The sequence below is a fragment of the Deltaproteobacteria bacterium genome, assembly GCA_029210625.1.
Classification (GTDB): domain Bacteria; phylum Myxococcota; class Myxococcia; order SLRQ01; family SLRQ01; genus JARGFU01.
In genome coordinates this window covers 119,698-140,188 of sequence record JARGFU010000011.1, presented here as the reverse complement: position 1 = coordinate 140,188, position 20,491 = coordinate 119,698, and the positions used below count along the sequence as shown (strand labels likewise).

Sequence of the window (20,491 nt, the reverse complement as noted above, 5' to 3'; positions counted from 1 at the left end):
GCCAGAAGCGGGCTAGCGTCCCCTCGAGTCGCGCGCGGCGGAGGCCAGCGCGGCGCCCATCGCGACCAGGTGGTCGGCGGGTAGCTCGCTGCGGGGCGGCGCTCCGAAGTAGGTCGCCACCGCCTCCCGCACCTGCGGCAGGTAGGTGGACCCGCCGGCCAGCACCACCTCGTCGATGTCGCTGGCCCGCAGGCCCGCCTCGCGCAGCACGTGGTCGCAGATCGCGAAGCAGCGCCCCATGGCCTCGTGCAGGGTGGGGTTGAGGTCGTGCCGGGAGATGGGGACGGTCACGTCGGCCACCACCGGGTCCACCAGCCCCAGGGAGATCGTGGTCTGCGGCAGCACGGAGAGGCGCTTCTTGGCCTCCCGGCAGACCCCGATCAGGGCGGTCCAGCTCTCCGGGCGGGAGCGCAGATCCCAGTGCTTCTGCACCAGCACCTGGCTGCGGACCCAGTCGGCCATCCCCAGATCGATGTCGTTGCCGCCGAGGTAGGGATCTCCGTCACAGGCCAGCAGGCGGTGCACCCGGCCGCGGACATCGAGGACGGCGAGGTCGAAGGTGCCGCCGCCGAGGTCGAAGACCGCGACCTTCTTCTGCTGCTCCTCCCGGCGCAGGTAGGGGAGGACGGCCAGGTAGGGCTCGTCCATGGTGGTCACCCGCTCCAGGCCGGCGGCGTTGGCGATCTCCACCAGGGCCAGGCGCTGGTCGGAGCCGAAGGAGGGCGGCACGCCGAGGGTGACGGGCACGTCCACCGGCAGGTTCATCGTGCCGAGGATGCGCTCGAGGAGGGTGGTGGCCACCGTCGTCGGGGTGAGCTTCCCGCCCCGGCAGTCGATGAGGATCTCGTGGTTCTGCCCCCGTTCGAGGGCGTAGCCGCAGGTCGACCGGAACTCGGCGACCTCCTGGTCGAACCAGCGGCGGCCGACGATGCGCTTGACCGAGTGGATGGTGTTCTCGAGGTCGATCCTCCAGCGGGCCTCGGCCTCGCTGCCGACGATGGTCCTGCCCGCCGGGGGGTAGGCCACGATCGAGGGGATCACGCGGTCCTCCCGGGGGCCGGGCAGCAGCACCGGCTGGCCGTCGACGACGACGGCGACCTCCGTGGTGCTGGTTCCGAAGTCGATGCCGATCACCGAGGTGTCCTCCACACCCAGAAACTCAGGGGAGTGTGGTTCCCGTCAGATGGCTAGCCCCCCAGGCGTCGCCCACTCCCGTCTTTCTACCACAGCCCGGGGCCCCGCCCCGGCAAGGAGACCCCGAAGAGATGATCATCACCAACGTGGAAGAGGTCCCCGGCCGCTCGATCACCGAGCACCTGGGAATCGTCACCGGCAGCACCGTCCGGGCCAAGCACATCGGGCGGGACATCATGGCCGGCCTCAAGAACCTCGTCGGGGGTGAGCTCGTGGGCTACACCGAGCTGCTCCAGGAGGCCCGCGTCGAGGCGCTGGAGCGGATGAAGGCCGAGGCCCTGTCCCTCGGCGCCCACGCCGTCATCAACGTGCGCTTCTCGACCTCCTCGGTGGCGCAGGGGGCCGCCGAGCTCTTCGCCTACGGCACGGCCGTGAAGCTGGCGGACGGCTGATCATGGAGAACCTCATCGGCTTCCTCTTGCAGGTCGGGAGCTTCGTCGCCCTGCTGCTGATCGGCTGGCTGGTCGGCTCGGCCCAGGAGCGCCGGCACCTCCGGGAGCTGAACGTGGGCGAGGTGAGGCTGCGGCACCTGCCCGCCATCACCCTGAAGCGCCTGCCGGCCTCCTTCGGCGAGGCGACCGGGGGTGAGCTGCTCTCCGGGAGCGTCGTGATCTCGATCGACTACTTCAAGCGGATCGTCGCCGGGCTGATCGGGATCGTCGGTGGGCGGATCGACGCCTACGAGTCCCTGATGCAGCGGGCGCGCCGGGAGGCGATCCTGCGGCTGAAGCAGGAGGCGCAGGCGGCGGGCTACGACGCCGTGATCAACGTCCGCCTCGAGACCTCGCGCCTCGCCTCGTCCCGGTCCGATGGGAAGGGGACGGCGGGGATCGAGGTGCTGGCCTTCGGGACCGGGGTCCGCACCCGGTAGCCAGAGGAAAAGCCGTGCTCGTGTACGTGCACGTGCACGTACACGGCCTTTCCTCGGGGGCCGAGAGAGGCCCTCAGTCGCCCAGGCAGATCGAGAGGTCGCGCGCGGTCTGGATGGTATCCCCATCCAGCGGCACGCTCTTCATCCGCGAGATCGCCTCGGTGAGGGGGACGGCCTTCACCTCCGGGGGATCGAGGGCGACCATGTTGCCGAAGCGGCCCTCCTCGATGAAGCGGATGGCGGCGGCCCCGAAGCGGGTGCCGAGCAGGCGGTCGAAGCGGGTGGGCGAGCCCCCGCGCTGGAGGTGACCGAGGACGAGGTGGCGGGTGTCCTTCTTGGTCAGCTCCGCGAGCTGCCGGGCGATCCGCTCGGCGATGCCGCCGAGCACGACCTCCTGCCGGCCGCCCTCGGCGCCGCCCTTGATCACCCTCTCGCCACCGATGGGCTTCGCGCCCTCGGCGACCACGACGATGGCGAACTTCTTCCCGTTGACGTCGATGTCCAGGATCTTGTCGGCGACCTTCTGGATGTCGTACGGGATCTCGGGGATCAGGATGGCGTCGGCCCCGCCGGCGATCCCGCTCTCGAGCGCGATCCAGCCGGCGTAGCGGCCCATGGCCTCCACCACGAAGACCCGCTCGTGGGAGCGGGCGGTGGTGATCAGCTTGTCGAGGGCCTCGGTGGCGGTGACGCAGGCGGTGTCCAGGCCGAAGGTCACCGTCGTGCCCGAGAGGTCGTTGTCGATCGTCTTGGGCACGCCGATCACCGGCATCCCCAGCTCACCGAAGCGCTGGGCGATGCCGAGGGAGCCGTCTCCGCCCACCGCGATGAAGGCGTCGAAGCGCAGCCGCCGGAAGTTCTCCATCACCCTCGCCGAGAGATCGCGGACCTCGACCTCGCCGGCCATGTTCTCGACCGGGAACTCGAAGGGGTTGCCCCGGTTGGTGGTGCCCAGGATCGTCCCGCCGAGGGGGTGGATGCCGAAGACGGTCTCGGGGGTGAGCCGCACGATCTCGTCGGTGTCGAGCAGCCCCTCGTAGCCGTTGCGGATCCCGTAGACGTCCCAGCTGCGGCTGTCGGCCGCGAGCACCACCGCCCGGATCACGGCGTTGAGGCCGGGGGCGTCGCCCCCACCGGTCGAGAGCGCGATCTTAAGGGGCTTGCTTCCCATCGTCTGCCTCCTCCCGCTCGGGCGTGCAGCGCCCGGCGCGCCCATCCTACCCCCGGGCTCGCCGCGCGGGGGAGGGTCAGGGGGAGGGGGGCGTGGGCAGGGGCCGGAGGGCGCCGTCGGGCTCGAGGCGCAAGGGGCGGGCCTCCCCGCCGCCGACCCGGAGGATCAGGTGACGGCCGACCCGGGGGCCGGGCAGGCGGCAGCGGGCGCCCTCGGCCGGCTCGCCCACCACCAGCACCCGGCTGCCCGCGGCCTGCAGGAGGTCGTGGTCCCGCTCGAGGGCCTCGCAGTCCCCCGCGCCACGGCTCAGCACGACCAGGGGCGGGGCCCGATCGGGGGCCTCCAGCTCCAGCGTGCCGCCCGGGCAGCGGGTGAGGTCGGCGAAGGCCCAACCCTCGCTGCCGGCGGGCAGGCGGCAGGGCGCGGGTCCCCAGAGGAGGGCGCCCGCCTCGACCCGGGAAGCCTCGCCGCCGCGCCAGATCGAGAGGCGAGGGGAGGGGCCCTCGAGGGTGAGGCGCAGGCGGTGGCCCTCGCCCAGCAGGAGGGTGTCGCCGTCTCGCGCGGCCCGCTCGGGGCCGAGCAGGTCCCGCAGGGCATGGCAGGCGAGGGCCGGGCAGGGGCGCTCCGAGTCGATCTCCAGGCGCGCGCCGGCCGGCACTCGATCGTCGTCGGTCCCCGGCTGGCGATCCTCGCCGGCCAGGAGGAAGAGCAGCCCCGGGGAGCCCCGGGGTGGGGCGGGGGTGGCGATCACGTGGTCCGGCTCGCAGGCTCCCCAGCGCTGGCAGAGATCGAGGAGCACGGCCAGGGGGCCCCCCAGGGGGCCGCCGTCGATCGCCGCCACCTCGCCGCCGCTGCCGACCAGCAAGGTCGCCGCCTCACCCTCTCCGCCGCTGACGATCAGGAGGTCCAGCTCCTCCGCCTCCCGCTGGAGCGTCGGCTCCGGGACGCCCGGCGGGGTGGTGTGGAGGCTGCACCCCGCCAACAGGGTCAGGAGGAGGGCGCTCGGTCCATGGCGAAAAAAGGCTCTGGGCCCCATTTTCCGGTCCAGTTGGGGTAGAGTCCCCGAATCTGGCCGGTGCCGGAGATCAGAAGTCCAGTCGTTCGGAGGGAGCATGCCGCTCGTTCGTTTCAAGGCAGAGTTGGTCCGTCGTCGTCAGCAACTCTGCCTCGATTTGCCCGCTGAGGCGAGTGATGCCCTTGGCCACAAGGGCCGGGTGCCCGTCACCGGGACCCTGAACACCTTCCCCATCGACACCAGCGTCTTCCCGACCGACGACGGCGGCCACTTCATGATGGTGCCCCCCGAGCTGCAGCGCCTCGCCGGCGTCTCGGTGGGGAGCAACGTCAAGGTGGTCCTGCAGATCGCCCGGCAGCCGGAGAAGGTCGAGGTCCCCGAGGATCTGCAGCGAGCGCTCGCGGACGCCGACGCGGCGCGCAAGGCCTTCGAGCGCCTAGCCTTCTCGCACCAGCGCGAGTACGTCGAGTGGATCGAGGAGGCCAAGCGCCCCGAGACCCGCGCCCGGCGGATCGAGAAGACGGTGGAGCGTCTCCTCGAGTCGCCGATGAGCTGATCAGCGCTCGAAGCTCGAGAGGCGATGCCGCAGCCAGGGGTTGCCCTCGGCCTCGTCGTCTCCGTTGAAGATCAGGGACTCGGTCGGGACCCCCAGGGCGGCCGCGTCGCGGCTGGCGGCCTCGGCGACGCGGCCGAGCAGCAGGGTGGTCTCCCAGGTCTCGCAGGTGAGGAAGTCGGAGCGGGTCATGGAGGGTTCTCCTCTCTCTCGTGGGTGAGGGGCGGGCGGAGGCGATCGGATCTGGAGGGAGGAGAGATCACATCTCGTGCCAGGTCCCCGCGCGCGGCCGGCGAGCACGCGAGCCGCCCGAAAGGAGGCTCTTCCCGGGGTCTCTCCCGGCCGGCGTCCTCCGAGGTGAGGGTCCGGGAACACCCCTTCGTGTCCGGGATTCGACAGCACCCGGGAGCGCGGTGGGCGAGCCCCGGGGCCGCTTCTCCTGGCGCCGTGGCGGAACGGGTTCTTTTTCCTGAAGCGGCCTGTGCGCTACCATGGGGCGCGATGATGGGGGCGGAACGAAGACCCTGGTTCCGTCGATCCTTTCACACGGGGTCCGCGGCGACGGTGCATCGATGATCAAGCTCAAGTTCTGGATCTACTCGCTCCTGGCGGTCGTTCTGATCGGGGCGCTCTTCGCCTTCACGGCGAAGTTCTTCCTGGCCGACCTCGAGCGGGGCTCCTCGGCGAGACTGGAGCGAGCCGTGGTGAGGCTGGCTCAGGCCCAGACCCAGCGGCAGGCCGCCGAGCTCGACTATGCCCGCACCCTCGCCCGGGACCCGGCGGTCCTCGAGGCCATCCAGGCCGCGCGCCGCCTCGCCGGCAACCCGCCGACCTCCAACGTCACCCGCGCCCAGGAGGCGATCGCCGAGGTCATCCTCCCGGCCGGCGTCCGTCCGGCGCTGGAGGTGGTGCTCTCCACGCCCAGCGGCGCGAGCCGGGCCCGGGTGGGCGAGAGCGTGGAGGAGGGCGCGAGCACCGAGGACTTCGCCTGGCTCACCGCGGTGCACGCCGGGGATGCCCGCTCGACGATGTACCCGGTGGGCGAGGGCAACGTGCTGGCCGTGGCCTCCGCGCCGGTCGCAGCAGACGGCGGCGAGCCCCTCGGCGCGATCACCCTCTTCTTCCCGGTGGACGCCGGCCTCCTCACCGCGCTGCGCTCGCAGGTCGGGGTCGAGGTGACCGTCGCCCGGGGGCAGGCCATCGTGGCCTCCTCCGGCGAGCTCAACGACGCCGGCGCGGTCGCCCTCGCCACGAAGAGCGCCAGCCCCGACGACGCCGTGCCATGGGGGGAGAGCGATCAGCTGCTGATCATGCCCTACCTGGTGCAGGTGGTCGGCCTCACCGTTCCGGAGGGCTACGCCCGCAAGGTGCCGCTCCCCGGCGTCGCCGACGCGGTGCTGATCGCCACCGTGAGCGTGCACGACTCGGTGGCCGCCTTCGACGAGATCGCCCTCTACTGGATGGGCGGCGCCGGCGGCCTCCTGGCCCTCTCCCTGATCTGGGCCTTCTTCGTCGCCTCGGGTGCCGGCGGCAAGTGGGCGAAGCGCCTGGTGGCCGACATCGAGCGCTCGGTCTCGGGTGACACCGCCCATCGCCTGGAGCCGCGCCGCTACTCCCGCGCCTTCCGGCCGGTGGCCGAGGCGATCAACGCCGCGCTCGAGGGGGCGGCGAGCCGCGCCCCGGGGCTGGCCGATCAGGTGATGGTCCACCGCGACGCGGACATCGGCAGCGTGCTCGGCGATCACCCGGCCGAGACGCCCGAGGCGGACCACGACGACTTCGGCTTCGGTGACGCTCCCGCTCCGGCGGCCGCGTTCGGCGGGGACGATGAGATCGCGCCGATCATGCCGGGCGATTTCCCGGGGGCAGGCGGGGCGCCCGACGCCGGTGGCTTCGACCCCTTCTCCGACGCGCCCGCGCCGGCCGCCTCCCTCGATCCGCCCGCGCCGCCCCCGGCGGACGGCGGCTTCGATCCCTTCTCCGCGCCCGCGGCTGCGCCTCCCGCGGCGCCGGCCGCCGCCGCGGACCCCGGGGGCTTCGATCCCTTCGCCGATCCCGCCCCGGCCGCCGCCCCGGCGGCCTACACGCCGCCCGCGCCGCCTCCGGCCGCGCCCGCGCCCGCCAGCGACGATCCCTTCGCCACGGAGATGGAGTCCTCCGCGGATCAGGGCGACTACTTCTCGGACTCGACCCGGGTGGTGAACCTCAACGACCTCGCCGCCCAGGAGCAGGCCGCGGCCTCCGCGTCCTCGGCTCCGGCCCCGGCGGCGGCGCCCGATCCCTTCGCCCAGGCGGCGGCCGATCCCTTCGCCGCGGCCTACGGCGAGGACGGCATGGACGACGGCCACGAGGGCCCCGACGCCACCGTGGTCGCCAAGGTCCCCGACGCCCTGCTCGCCGCGACCGCTCGCGCCCAGGGCGGCGCCGCGCGAGACCCGGACGAGGAGCACTTCAAGCAGGTCTTCCAGGACTTCGTGGCCACCCGCCGCCAGTGCGGCGAGGGCGCCGACGGCCTGACCTTCGACAAGTTCGCCGCCAAGCTGCGCAAGAACCGGGACGCGATCAAGGGAAAGCACGGCGCGCGCTCGGTCCGCTTCCAGGTCTACGTGAAGGCCGGCAAGGCCGCCCTGAAGGCCACTCCGGTCAAGTAGGGGCGCCTCCGGGGCGCCCGGCGGTCCTTACAACGGGCCGGCCTGGGATCCTGTTTCCCCTGATTCCAGGGGTTTAGGGCCCAGGCTCTCCCTCAGCGGGGGCAAGTCCGGCCTTGCTGGATCGCCTCCGGATCTCCTACATTCCAGCGCGAGGCGTCCGGGGAGCCACGGCACCGGGTGGAGCGTCCGTTTCTGCGAAGAGGTTGTAGGCGTTCGATGCACAGCAGAGAGACGGTGAAAGAGGTGCGGGGTGGGCGCGAGAGGGATCTCGTCGCGCTGACGGAGCGCTTCCTCTCCAGCCGCCGCCTCGGCGCGACCGTCGGCCTCTGCGTGCTCGAGGGCGCGCCCGGGATCGGGAAGAGCCACCTGCTCTCCGCGCTCGTGGCGCAGACCGAGGCAGAGGTCCTGCCGCACTACCTGCTGCGTGGGCGGGCGGGCGACGGCCCCTTCGGCCTCTTCGCCGAGGCGCTGCCCGCGATGCTGGCCTCCCTCTCCGAGCTGGGCGTCTCCCCGGCGCTGCGCAAGGCGCTCGAGGAGGCGCTCGCGCCCCTGCTGCCGGGCGCACCCCAGCGCGCGCCGGCTGCGAGCGGTACCGACGCCAGCGCCCGCCGCCTCGCCGCCTTCGAGGCGGCCGCCGAGCTCGTCCTCCTGATCGGCCGCGAGCGCGCGCCGCTGGTGGTGATCGACGAGCTCGAGCAGGCTGACGCCGCCTCTCTCGATCTGCTGCGCTACCTCCTGGCCACCCTGGTCGCGCCCGGGAGCACCCACGCGGCCCGGGACCTCTCGGCCGTCCCCCGGGGCCTCTGGCTGCTGGCCCGCAGCACGGGCGAGGGGATCGCCGGCGCCGGTGCGCTCGACGCGCTCCTCGCCGGGCTGCCCCTCGAGCGCTACCCCCTCGGGGGCCTCGACCTCGAGGATCTGCGCGCCTACCTGCAGCGCGGCGAGGTCCTCGCCTCGCTCCTGGAGGCCACCGGCGGTGTCCCGGAGCGCATCGACGACGCCCTCGCCCGCCTCGGTGAGGGTGCGGGGATCCACTCGCTGGGCGGCGCGCGGATCGCGCGCCTCGAGCCCGAGGTCCGGCGGATCCTCTCGCTCCTCGCCCTGGCCGGACGCCCCCTCTCCCTGGACCTGCTGGCCTCGGCCGCCGGCGAGCCGCGCGCCGAGGTGGAGCGCCTCCTCCAGGCGCTGCCCGCCGCCCTCGCGCCCCAGCTCGGCCGCGCGCCGCTGCGCGAGGTCTCCCTTGGCCTCGAGCGCACCCGCGAGGAGCTGATCGGCACCCTCGGCGAGGACGAGCTGCCGGCCCTCCATCACGAGCTCGCCCGGGCGCTGCGGGAGGCGGACTCCGACGCCAGCGAGGAGATCGCCGAGCACCTGGTGGCCGCCGGCGAGGCCGGCGCCGCGGCGAGCTTCGCCCTCGACGCCGCCCGCGAGCTCCACACCCGCCTCGACTGGCACCGCGCCGCCTCCCTCCTGGAGCGGGTGGTGCAGGCCCTGCCGCGCGAGGCTCGCGCTGGGCAGGGCGAGCTCTTCGGCCTCCTGGTCGAGCTGCACGAGGCGCGCGGCGCCTACGCGGCCGCCCTGCGCGCCCTCGGGCGCGCTCGCCTCGGCGGCCTCGAGGGAGCGCCTCGCCGCCTGAAGGCCGCCGCGCTCTGCCTGCGCCTCGGGCGCGGGGCCGCGGCCCGCGGGGTCTGCCGCCGGGCCCTCGCCGCCGGCGATCCCGATGGCCTGGAGCTGCACGCTCACCTCGCCGAGGCCCACTGGCTCCTGGGTGAGCTCGACGAGGCCCAGACCGTCGCGGCCGGGGGCCTGGCCCTCGAGGGGCCGATCGTCGCCCGCCTCGGGCTGCGCAACACCCTGGGCAAGGTGCACCTGCACCGCGCCGCCTACGAGGCGGCCGAGGCTGCCTTCGGGCAGAACGCCCGGGAGGCCGAGGCCGCGGACCTGGCGGGGGAGCGGGCCAAGGCCCTCAACAACCTCGGTGTCACCGCCCAGCGGGCCGGCGATCGTCCGGCGGCGCTGGCCCACTACGAGGCCTCCCTGGCCTCGAAGCTCGGGCCCGCCGATCGCTCGCGGGAGGCCTTCGCCCTGCAGAACATCGCCTCGCTCCACCACGAGCGCGGCGCCTACGAGGCGGCCCTCGAGCACTACCACCGGGCGCTCACCGCCTTCACCCGCATCGGGAGCCTCGGGCAGATCGCCCGGGTCGCCGCGAACCTCGGCAACCTCTACGCCTTCCTCGGGGACGTCGAGCGGGCCCGGGGCCTGGCCGAGCACGCCCACGCGAGCGCCGAGCGCGCCGGGGACGCCTACCTGCTGGCCTACGCCGAGGTGGTCCGCGGCGACGCCGCCCGCGCCGCCGGTGAGAGCCGCCCGGCCCGCGAGGCCTACGACGCCGCCATCGAGGGCTTCGACCGGATCTCCGCCCCGCGCTACGCGGCGGAGGCCCGCCTCTCCCTGGCGGGAGAGCTGCAGCGCACCGGCGATCTCGCCGCCGCCCGCAAGCTCCTCTCCGAGGTCGAGGCGCTCCTCGCGGAGCGCCGGCTGCCCGGCCTCACCTCCGCCTGGGCCCTGCGCGTGGCCGAGGTGGCCCTCGCCGCGGAAGGGGGCATCGAGGACGCCATCCGGGCCCTGGCCCGGGCGAAGGACGCCCTCCTCTCCCACCCCGAGCCCGACGGCCCGGTGGAGCTCTACTTCCTGGAGGGCCGCCTGAAGTCCCTCCTCGGCCAGGACGAGGCCGCCTCGACCGCCTACGGCCGGGCCCGGGAGCTCCTCGACGCGCTCGCCCTCGAGGTGCCGGTGAGCCACCGGACCCTCTTCCTCGGGCAGCCCCGCTGGCGGGGCCTGCAGGACGCCCTGGTGGGCCGGGAGATCACCCCCGAGCGCCTGCGGGAGGCCCTCTCCCTCGATCGTGGTCGCCGCCCCGCCGCCGCGAGCGAGCCCGGGGGCCGCAGCGATCCTCGCATCGTCGGCGGCGATCCCCGCCTGCGCCGCGTCGTCGAGCTGGCGCACCGCCTGGCGGGCGCCGAGACCACGGTGCTGGTGCGCGGCGAGTCGGGCACCGGCAAGGAGCTGATCGCCGACCTGATGCACCGCCACTCCGCGCGGGCGCAGGGCCCCTTCGTGAAGATGAACTGCGCCGCGATGCACGAGGAGCTGCTCCTCTCCGAGCTCTTCGGGCACGAGAAGGGCGCCTTCACCGGCGCGGTGCGCCAGCGCAAGGGCCGCTTCGAGCAGGCCCACGGCGGCACCCTCTTCCTCGACGAGATCGGCGACATCTCCCCCAAGGCCCAGGTGGCCCTCCTGCGGGTGCTCCAGAGCGGAGAGCTGCAGCGGGTGGGCGGCACCGAGACGATCACCGTGGACGTGCGGCTGGTCTGCGCCACCCACCGGGATCTCGAGGGCATGATGGCCCGGGGCGAGTTCCGCGAGGATCTCTACTACCGCCTCAAGGGCGCGATGCTCGAGCTCCCCTCCCTGCGGGAGCGCAGCGGGGACCTCCCGGCGCTGGTGGCCCACTTCCTGCAAAAGCTGGCCCGCGAGAGAGGTGAGCCCGTCCTTCAGGTGGCTCCAGAGGTCATGAACGCGATCAGCGCCCATCCCTGGCCCGGCAACATCCGGGAGCTCGAGAACGTGGTCCGCAGCCTGGCGCTCTTCGCCGAGGGCGAGACCATCGATCTCGCCGCGCTGGAGCACCACCCCGACCTCCTCGCCGCCCTCGGCGCCGCCGGCGTCGAGCTCTCGCCCGCCTCCCCGAGCGCGGCGCCCGCCGTCACGAGCGGCGGTGGTCCCGTCGACTTCTTCGGCGAGGTGAAGGCCCGTGGCCTCTCCCTGAAGGAGCTGAAGGCCGAGGTCGAGCGCACCTGCATCGAGCAGGCCCTCGCCGAGGCGGACGGCAACATCTCCGAGGCGGCGCGCCTGCTCGGCATGAAGCGCTCCCGCCTCTCCCAGATCGTCAACGCGGATCCCCGTCTGAAGGAGCTCACCGGTGGCATCTGAAAGACGAACGACTCCCCCGGCCTCGAGGGCCTTCCTGGCCCCGTTTTTAGCGGTACTCCTCGGCTTCGGCTCCGGCTGCGGCATGGACGATCCGACGGGCGCGGCGCTGATCGCCGAGGCCATCGACGAGCGCAACGCCGAGATCGACGAGGGCGCAGAGGCGGGGGCCGGTGACCTCCTCCTCGCCATCTTCGGCGCGGGCCTGCGCGACCGGGTCGTCGTGGACGGCGACCCGACCGATCACCTCGGCTCCGATCCGCGCGACAAGGGCGATCGCGGGGGTGGGGTGGACGAGCCCCTCGACCCGAACGCCGCCGACGATCGCCGGGGCCTGGTCTCGGGCACCTCGCCCGATCCCGCGCCGGAGATCACGGGCGACGGCTCCCGCAGCGACTGCGAGGACGGCTTCGCCGCCTTCGAGGGCGAGTGCCTCCCCCGCGAGGTCGTCGCGGGCCTGCTGGCCCTGGGCCTCGCGCAGCCCGAGGGGCCCGCCCCCTCGAGCGACGACCAGGGGCCGGATAACTCCTGATCCTGCGGCGGTTTCGGCCGTTAGCGAACTGACGCGGAGGCTGGCAGCGCGCTGGCGCGGCTGCACAGTCTCTGGACGATCCCTGCCCTGCGGGAGTCCCGGCGCTGGCCGGAGGATCCGCGCTCGGGGAGGCCGCGGAGATTCCCGAGAGTTGCCGGGCTCTTGGGCTTTCCCGGGTTCGGACCTTACCTGGCTCCTGTGAGCTTGATCACTGGCACGGCATTCGCTACACACACCCGCTCCCGCCGCCCCTTTAATGGAGGTACGAGGCGATGCTGCGTCCCCTCGGAGTCGTTCTGTCCGCATTCCTGGTCTTGACCGCCCTGCCGGCGCCCCTCCTCGCCGAGGGCGAGGCCGCCGAGGCCGAGGCCACTCCCGCCGAGGAGGCACCCGCCCCGGAGGCGGCGTCCGCCCCCGAGGCGGCGCCCGCGGAGGCCGAGGCCGAGGCGGAGGCTGACGCGGACGCGGACGCGGAAGCTGAGGCCGAGCCGGAGGAGACGCCGGAGATCCCCTCCGCCGAGGGCGCCGCCGAGCCAGCTCCGATCGAGGGCGCCGCCGCCGCGGCCTCCGAGACGAGCGAGGGCGAGGCCGTCGCCGTCGAGACCATCGAGGCCACCGTGGACGTGCCGCCCGCCGCCGAGGGCGAGGCCGCCGAGACCGCCTCGGCCGAGCCGGAGGCGCCCGCGAAGCCCTGGTCGGCCACGATCAGCCACTCCTTCGGCTGGGGCCTCCAGACCGACGACGCCATCTCCTACTCCGACGGCTCCCTCGCCGCCAGCGGCACCTACAAGGTGATCGACAAGGTGGTCGCCTCGGCCAGCGTCGGGATGCGCTACACCCTGGACGGCACCCCCAACGACGGCGTGCGGGCGGACCTCGGGGCGATCAGCCTGGGCCTGAACCATGCCTCCCTCTACAATGACGAGGACTTCACCGGGCTGAACCTGAACGGCGGCGTCTCCTTCTCCCAGTCCCTCGGGATGGGCACCCTGAAGGTGGGCCGCGGCCCGACCCTGGGCGCCCGGGTGGGCCTCTCCCGCAAGGTGGGCCCGGTCGGCCTCTCCTACGGGCTGGGCTTCAACCGCTTCTTCCCGGTGGACGCCACGCCGCGCTCCTCCGACTGTGCCGAGGACCGGGGTGACCCCCTCTACTGCATCGGTGGCTACGCCAATGCCTGGGCGATCTCCAACTCGGTCTCTGCGAACTACTCGCCCCTCGAGGAGCTCTCCCTCTCCGCCTCCTTCATGTGGAACGCCGCGCGCTCCTTCGCCTCGACGAAGGCTGATCAGTACACCAGCACCCTGCTGGGCGATCCCACCAACCGGCGTGAGAGCTTCGGCTTCAGCCTCTCCGGCACCTACACCACGCCCATCGAGGGCCTCTCCGCCGGACTCACCTTCTCCAACGCCCGCCCCTGGCGGACCGACGGACAGACCCTCGCCATCGTCGACTTCTCCCACGGGGTCGGCATGGTCTTCGACTCTCGCTTCGCCGCGATGAGCCTCGACGTCTCCTACTCTTTCTAGATCTTCGCTCGATCCCAACCTCTCTTCGGAGGACACCATGAAGCGGTCTCTCATCACCCTGCTGGCCCTCGCCGCCTTCGGCGCCGGCTGCAGCGTCTACCAGCCTCTGCGCGACACCACCCAGCCGATGAAGTTCAAGAAGTCGGCCCTCGAGACCGATGACGACTGGTACATGCTGTCCACGGTCATCGACTCGCCCTACGAGGCGGGCTTCACCTTCCCCGGTGAGGCCGGTGAGATGGAGAAGATCCGCTGGGTCATCGAGCAGGACTACCTCTACGCCTTCCGCACCCACGAGTTCGTGCGGGACAGCGAGTTCGCCGACTCCCGCGAGAACTTCCTCGGTGAGCCCGTGGCGGCCTACCGGATCGAGAAGCACTTCGACGTGTGGAAGCAGTACAACTCGGTGACCGGCGAGGAGATGCCCGTCCTCTACGAGGCCATGGAGCGTCCCTGGTGGGAGCGTGAGTGGATCCGGGTCGACTGGTCCTCCAACTACGTCGGCGGCTTCAACTGGATGTTCTCCGAGTTCTGCAAGATGGACGGAAGCATCATCACCAGCCCGGTGACCTACTTCCCGACCAACCCGGGCGACCCCGACCAGTTCTACGTCGCCGTGCGCGGCACCGAGGCCGACATGCAGGCCCAGGATTGGTACGAGGACTTCCAGGAGGAGTTCGACGGCGCCGAGTTCTGCACCCAGGTCGGTGAGTGGTGCAACGCCTATGGCTGGGATCGCATCGAGTACCTCAGCGACACCAACGGCTTCGACTACATCGACGTGATCAACCGTGAGGTCGTGAGCATCAACATCGGCCCCTGGCTCTTCGGCGATCCCAACACCAACTGCACCTCTTACCCGACCATCGCCTTCGGCGGCGGTCAGCAGATCACCTACCGCCGCTCCTTCCTCAAGAAGGCCCCGAGCGAGTTCAAGCCGGTGCCCCACGAGGACAAGAGCTTCGAGAGGTTCGGCTTCTTCCGCATCGAGCGCGAGGTCCTCGACCCCGAGCGCGGCATCACCGACTACCTCGACTACTACGCCTCCATCTGGAACATCTTCGAGAACCGCTACAACGCGGACGGTTCCGAGCGCCCGGCCGATCAGTGGACGATCAAGCCGATCACCTACTACTACATCCCGACCGAGCGGCTCCCCTCGACCCAGGCCTGCCTGGCCACCGGTGAGGCCTGCATCGACTACATCAACGACGACCTCTACGACGTGGTCGCCAACGACTGGAACGAGGCCTACCGCGACGTGCTGCGCAGCCTCGGCCGCGCCGACGCCGACGACGCCGTCGTCTTCCAGGCCGCCCCGATCGAGTACAACTGCGGCGTCTCGGGCGAGCGCGCCTGCCAGGACATCGGCGACCTGCGCTACTCCTTCATGTACAACCACGACAAGGAGGTCGGCGGCTCCCCGCTGGGCTACGGCCCCTCCTTCGCCGATCCCGAGACCGGCGAGATCATCGCGGCCAACGCCAACTTCTACGGCGGCTCCCTGCGCCGGATGAGCGGCTTCCTCGGCGACCTCTACGACCTCTCCAAGGGCAACGTGACCGAGATCGAGGTCATGACCGGCGAGGACATCCGCGAGTACTACGAGAACATGGAGCACCAGATGCTCCCGCCGCGGATCCCGCAGGTGGGCCTCGAGGGCATGGAGGCCGTGCTCAAAGCGGCCAAGCAGGGTCTCCTCGACAAGACTCGCAACGCCAACCTCTCCTTCCAGGAGCTCGAGCGGAAGAACAAGCTCGAGGAGATGCAGCTGATGATGCCCCGCGACGCCGAGCGCCGCGCCAGGCTCATCGGCACCCCGATGGAGAAGGCCCTCATCACCCCCGAGATGCTCACCTTCCACGGCTTCGCGCCGGACGTGGAGCTCTCCGAGGACGTCCTGAAGCGCGTCTCCCCCCTGCGTGACTCCTCGAAGTTCGAGCGCCACGCCCAGGAGTGGAACACGTTCTGGATGAAGAACAACGTCCTGCGGGCCGAGGCCGAGGCCATCTTCAGCGACGCCGCTCTCGACCGCCTGATCGAGTGGGCCGAGGAGAGCCTCACCGCGCAGAACATCACCCCCAACCGCCGCACCGTGGTGGACTTCATCCTCCGCCAGACCTTCCGCGGCGTGGAGGCCCACGAGGTCGGCCACACCGTCGGCCTGCGCCACAACTTCCAGGGCTCCTTCGATGAGGAGAACTACCCGGAGGACTACTGGAAGATCCAGGAGATCTTCCCGGACATCGAGTTCGGCTCGATCAACCAGACCGGCGACGGCATCACCTCGACCTACGACGCCAACGGCGACAACATCCTCGATGGCGCCGAGCTCGCGGTCTACGAGGCCGATCACAAGGCCCGGAAGCTGGAGCAGGAGCGGGCTGGCATCGACATGCACATGACCAGCTCCATCATGGATTACTCCCGGCACTTCTATTACAACGACGTGCTCGGCATCGGCCGCTACGATCACGCCGCCCTCAAGTTCGGCTATGCCAACAAGGTCGAGCTCTACTCGAACACCGAGAGCGACTTCGATCCGGCCGAGGTCGCCGCCGCCGGCGGCTGGGCCAACTTCCAGTTCCGCCGCCTGAACCGCGTCGACGTCGACTACTACCTCGGCGGCGAGCGCTGCATGGACTCCTCCGAGTGCCCGGCCGCCGGTCACGTCTCGGTGCCCCAGAAGTGCCGCGCCAACCTGGGAGACTCCGAGGTCGGCAACCCGGTGGTCGTCAACGGCGAGGTCGGCGGTGAGCCGCACTACCTCGGCGTCTGCTCCTCGATCTACGACGAGATGAAGATCAAGCAGAAGAACTCCCCGAGCACCAAGATCTACGCCGACTACCACTTCTGCTCGGACGAGCGGCGGGACGACCGGCCCTTCTGCAACGTCTACGACGAGGGCAAGTCGGCCCAGGAGTTGGTGGAGAACCTCGTGGAGAGCTACGAGCGCTCCTACATCTTCAACAACTTCCGGCGCTACAAGGGCGACACCTTCCAGCCCTACTACCACTACCGCCGGATCTGGGGCTCCTACTTCTTCCCCATCGGCAAGCTCTACCAGTCGCTGCTCTACGGCTACTACTACAAGGACGGCTTCGCCGAGAACATCGGCAACGGCGGCTTCCTCGACACCTTCCTGGCGTCGCGGATGGGTATGAACTTCTTCGCCAAGGTCCTGGCGACCCCGGACGTCGGCACCTACATCAAGTGGGATCCCTCCGATGTCTTCTACGAGGGCGCCTACACCGAGACCCCCGAGTCCTGGGCCGACCTCTACGTGCCCGTGGGCATCGGCAAGCACCTCTACTCGCGCTTCGAGCAGGGCTACTACGGCGAGATCTACCGCTACGCCCGGATCGGCAACTTCTTCGACAAGCTCTTCGCCATCGAGGCCCTGACCACCCGTGACTGGGGTCAGCCCTCGGCGAACGACGAGACCTTCCCGGTCAACTACTACGACGGCTTCCAGGACGAGCTGCTCACCCTCTTCACCGGCATGGTGGCCGAGGACATGAGCTCCTACGGGCCCGTCATCCGGGGCGTCGACGTCGATCCGGACACCAACGTGGTCAGCGTCTCGGATGTCGAGTTCCGCGACTACTGGCAGGGCGGCTTCTTCGGCTCCGACACCGCCGACTTCCCGGGCCTCGAGATGCTGGCCGGCTCGCCGATCCCCTACGATCAGCGCTACCAGGGCGAGTACATGGACGCGGGCGGCTCGATCAACGTCCGGATCTACGCGCTGCTCTACGCGCTCCTCGACTTCTCGGTCTTCTTCGACGCCACCTTCCCGGCCTACGTGCAGCTCTACGCCTACGGTCGGCCCTCCCCCCGCGACCAGCAGGCCATCGACGACGGCGTGGCGAACGGCGACCTCATCGCCTTCACCAGCCCCGACCTCGACATGACCTACGTCGTGCCCCAGACCGGGGATCAGCGCTCGGTGTTCTGGCCGGTCGTCGCCAAGGCCGCGGACCTGGCAGCCAAGCTGGAGACCTACCGTGGCTACGCCAGCAACGGCGGCGCCCCGGCCGGCTTCGCCGCCGCCAACCAGGTCTGCGGCAAGGTCTACGGGATCGACCCCGCGGATCCGGGCGCCGACGACGAGTGCCTGCTCGAGCTCACGGACCGCGTGGAGTCCAAGCTGAGGTCGGAGGAGTCCTTCCTCCGCATGGCCTTGGACTTCCTCGGCCAGCTGGGATACGCGACCCAGTGACAGTAGCGGCCGGATCCGTACAGATCTGGCCGCAATTGGGGTAAAAGGCCCGCGGATCCCCGACTGGCTCGGGGCCGCGGGCTTCCCCGCACCCAAACGAATCGGTTTTTCGGAGTCTTCGAGGGCACCCCTACGGCGGGGCCCGCTCAACACACCCTGAAGGAGGGGTTCAAATGAGGTTCACCACGTTCTTCCAGGCCACGATCGCGCTCTTCGCGGTCGTCGTCCTGTCTGGCTGTCCGGGTAAGGAGTGCGAAGCCAACGCCGACTGCGGCACCAACCAGACCTGCAACTTGGACACTAACGAGTGCGAGGACATCGCCGACCTCTGCCTGGCCCGGACCACCCCCTGCCAGGGCGGCATGACCTGCGATCCCGCCACCGGTGAGTGCACCGGCGTGTGCTGCACCGCGGCCACCTGCCCGGACCCCCGGACCACCTGCGACGAGACCCAGTGCCAGGCCGGCGCGGGCACCGGCGCCTGCGTGCAGAAGGTCTGCACCAACGACACCACCCAGCCCGACGGCTGCCCGGTGGACTTCAACTGCAACCAGCTCGCCGATCCGCCCTCCTGCGAGGCCGCCTGCATCACCGACGGCTGCCCCGAGTTCAACGAGAACTGCGACGAGACCACCGGCGAGTGCATCATCCGCCTGCCCATCGCGGGTGAGACGGGCTCTCCCTGCACCGTGAACAGCGACTGCGCCGTGGGCGCTGGCCTCGAGTGCTTCGACGAGGCCCGCTACGGCATCCGCGGCGGCTACTGCACCAAGGGATGCAACAGCGACTCCGAGTGCCCCACCGGCTCCTTCTGCGACGGGGTGTGCGTGGACGCCTGCGACGTCAACATCGGCGACTGCCCGACCGACCAGCAGTGCATCAGCTCCTCGGGCGCGCCGGCCGACTACTGCTTCCCGATCTTCGACCAGTCCGAGTGCACCACCGGCTGCCGCGCCAACGGCGCCCCCTGCGATCCGGACGTCGCCGATCAGTGCGAGGCCGGCTCCGCCTGCGTGGACTTCTCCGGCGGCGCCATGTGCATGTCCCTCTCCTGCCACCTCGGCCTCGATCCCTTCGACGCCACCGGCAACACCGTGCTGGCCTGCGACGCCGGTGAGACCTGCCAGGGCCTCGGCATCGGCCTGACCGGCTGCATGACCGACTGCGATCCGGCCGACGTCAACGCCTGCCAGACCCTCACCAACGCCGACGGCACCGCGACCTGCGCCCCCTCGCCGCAGATCGAGAGCAACTACGACGCCTTCTTCATCGCCGCCTCCGCCGCGGGCTGCGCCGGCACCAACATGGCCGACAGCACCTCGGTGAACATCGGCGGGACCGACGTCTTCATCTGCTACAACGGCTGCACCGTCGACGCCGACTGCGACGCCGGCCAGTTCTGCGATCCGGCCGAGGTGGCCTTCGTCTCCGGCGACGTGGCGACCTTCAACGCCTGCATGAACTACAACGTGGTCGAGGGCAACTCCTGCGCCGACACCCCGGCCCCCTGCGGCGCCCGCGACTGCATGGAGCTGAACCTCGGCACCGACGTGGCGCTCATCTGCTACGAGGGCTGCACCGCCGACGCCGACTGCAACGCCGCGACCGTGGGCGGCGCCTGCTCGCGCCTCGAGTTCCTCACCGGCGACGCCATGGACCTCTGCCTCTACGACTCGGCCGGCGCCTTCTGCTTCATGGGCTGCGAGACCAACGCCGACTGCGGCTACTGCCAGGTCGACGCCGACTGCCCGGTCCAGACGATCTCCCAGGGCGTGACCCGCCAGGAGCGCTGCGATCTGGCCACCAACACCTGCGTGATGCCGCTGAGCGGCGTCGCCGAGGTCAACCAGTACTGCAACAGCGGTCAGGTCTACTGGGCCGGCTCCATCAACGTCCTCGACGCTGGCGGTAACCCCGCCACCGCCGGTGGCTGCGCCTCCCCCTGCGACTCGGACCTCGAGTGCGGCGGCGGCCTGGCCTGCGTGGCGAACGCCGCGGCGGCTCCGGCCGTCGGCTTCTGCGAGCGCGGCACCTACCTCTGCAACGGCCCCACCGGCCAGTGCGAGGCCACCTGCGCCGCCGGCACCGACTGCTGGCACGGCACCTGCGAGGCCGGCGCCGGCCCCATGGGTGAGGACCGCTGCGTGGCGGGCTGCACCACCGACGCCGACTGCGGCCCGGGCGTCTGCGACGTCAGCCTCGGCTTCTGCGTCGCCACCCAGATGTGGAACCTGACCGTCGACGGCAGCAACACCAACGGCACCAACGGCGACATGGTCTACGCCTCCGTGCGTGACGCCGCGGGCACAGAGATCGCCTCCGGCACCGATACCATCGGTGTCGGCGCCGGTCCCTTCGCCTTCACCTGGAACGACATCCTCCCCGATGGCGGCGACTACACCGTCGACATCTACGTGGACATCAACGCCGACGCGGCTTGCACCAACGAGACCGACGACGACGTCTTCCAGGTCGTTCTGACCGCGGTGGCCGCAAATCAGACCGTCACGGCCGACACCACCACCGAGGTGGCGGCGGCCTGCGCCAGCTTCTGAAACCAGTAGCTAGCGAGCTGTAGAAGCGACCCCGTCGAGCTTGCTCGGTGGGGTCGCTTTCTTTTTGGGCTACGAGCTACGAGCTGCGAGCTATGAGCTGCGAGCTTTGCCGTGCTCGGTCCACTTCCTGAGACCGATCCACCGTCGAAGGAAGTGCCGGAATGGACTCCCGGCTTCGGCCAGGCTCATGGCTCGCAGCTCACAGCTC

13 protein-coding genes are annotated in these 20,491 nt (G+C 71.1%); 9 read left to right on the top strand and 4 right to left on the bottom strand.

Annotation, left to right across the window (positions count from 1 at the left end; all coding sequences use genetic code 11):
• Positions 1–12: 12 nt before the first annotated feature.
• Positions 13–1,134, bottom strand: a complete 1,122-nt coding sequence (locus P1V51_12265) for an Hsp70 family protein (GenBank protein MDF1563813.1) — start codon at positions 1,132–1,134, stop codon at positions 13–15.
• Positions 1,135–1,265: 131 nt separating this feature from the next.
• Between P1V51_12265 and P1V51_12260 the strand changes: the two genes are divergently transcribed.
• Positions 1,266–1,586: a YbjQ family protein gene (locus P1V51_12260; GenBank protein MDF1563812.1), complete on the top strand. Its 321-nt coding sequence runs from the start codon at positions 1,266–1,268 to the stop codon at positions 1,584–1,586.
• Positions 1,587–1,588: 2 nt separating this feature from the next.
• Positions 1,589–2,065 (top strand): heavy metal-binding domain-containing protein, encoded by a 477-nt coding sequence (locus P1V51_12255; GenBank protein MDF1563811.1) that lies wholly within the window; start codon positions 1,589–1,591, stop codon positions 2,063–2,065.
• Positions 2,066–2,138: 73 nt separating this feature from the next.
• Here the strand turns inward: P1V51_12255 and P1V51_12250 are convergent, their stop codons facing one another.
• Both P1V51_12250 and P1V51_12245 read right to left on the bottom strand, forming a co-directional pair.
• Entirely contained in the window at positions 2,139–3,236 is a 1,098-nt protein-coding gene (locus tag P1V51_12250) for an ATP-dependent 6-phosphofructokinase (GenBank protein ID MDF1563810.1), read from the bottom strand.
• Between the two features lie 76 nt (positions 3,237–3,312).
• Positions 3,313–4,218, bottom strand: coding sequence for a hypothetical protein (locus P1V51_12245; GenBank protein ID MDF1563809.1), 906 nt, complete (start codon positions 4,216–4,218; stop codon positions 3,313–3,315).
• 130 nt (positions 4,219–4,348) lie between these two features.
• On the opposite strand from P1V51_12245, the gene P1V51_12240 reads away from it, so the two are divergent.
• Positions 4,349–4,807, top strand: a complete 459-nt coding sequence (locus P1V51_12240) for a YdeI/OmpD-associated family protein (protein MDF1563808.1) — start codon at positions 4,349–4,351, stop codon at positions 4,805–4,807.
• Here P1V51_12240 and P1V51_12235 read toward each other — a convergent pair whose 3' ends face one another.
• Positions 4,808–4,996 carry a hypothetical protein gene (locus P1V51_12235; protein ID MDF1563807.1) on the bottom strand — a complete coding sequence of 63 codons (189 nt, stop codon included), beginning with the start codon at positions 4,994–4,996 and terminating at the stop codon, positions 4,808–4,810.
• 380 nt (positions 4,997–5,376) lie between these two features.
• On the opposite strand from P1V51_12235, the gene P1V51_12230 reads away from it, so the two are divergent.
• From P1V51_12230 to P1V51_12205, 6 genes are all read left to right on the top strand, one after another.
• Positions 5,377–7,455, top strand: a complete 2,079-nt coding sequence (locus tag P1V51_12230) for a cache domain-containing protein (protein MDF1563806.1) — start codon at positions 5,377–5,379, stop codon at positions 7,453–7,455.
• Positions 7,456–7,671: 216 nt separating this feature from the next.
• Entirely contained in the window at positions 7,672–11,451 is a 3,780-nt protein-coding gene (locus P1V51_12225; protein MDF1563805.1) for a sigma 54-interacting transcriptional regulator, read from the top strand.
• A gap of 82 nt (positions 11,452–11,533) precedes the next feature.
• Complete coding sequence (locus P1V51_12220) at positions 11,534–11,980, top strand: hypothetical protein (GenBank protein ID MDF1563804.1); 447 nt, start codon at positions 11,534–11,536, stop codon at positions 11,978–11,980.
• Between the two features lie 272 nt (positions 11,981–12,252).
• Positions 12,253–13,506 (top strand): hypothetical protein, encoded by a 1,254-nt coding sequence (locus P1V51_12215; GenBank protein MDF1563803.1) that lies wholly within the window; start codon positions 12,253–12,255, stop codon positions 13,504–13,506.
• 37 nt (positions 13,507–13,543) lie between these two features.
• Complete coding sequence (locus P1V51_12210; GenBank protein MDF1563802.1) at positions 13,544–17,728, top strand: zinc-dependent metalloprotease; 4,185 nt, start codon at positions 13,544–13,546, stop codon at positions 17,726–17,728.
• 173 nt (positions 17,729–17,901) lie between these two features.
• Positions 17,902–20,283, top strand: a complete 2,382-nt coding sequence (locus P1V51_12205) for a hypothetical protein (GenBank protein MDF1563801.1) — start codon at positions 17,902–17,904, stop codon at positions 20,281–20,283.
• The last annotated feature ends 208 nt before the right edge of the window (positions 20,284–20,491 follow it).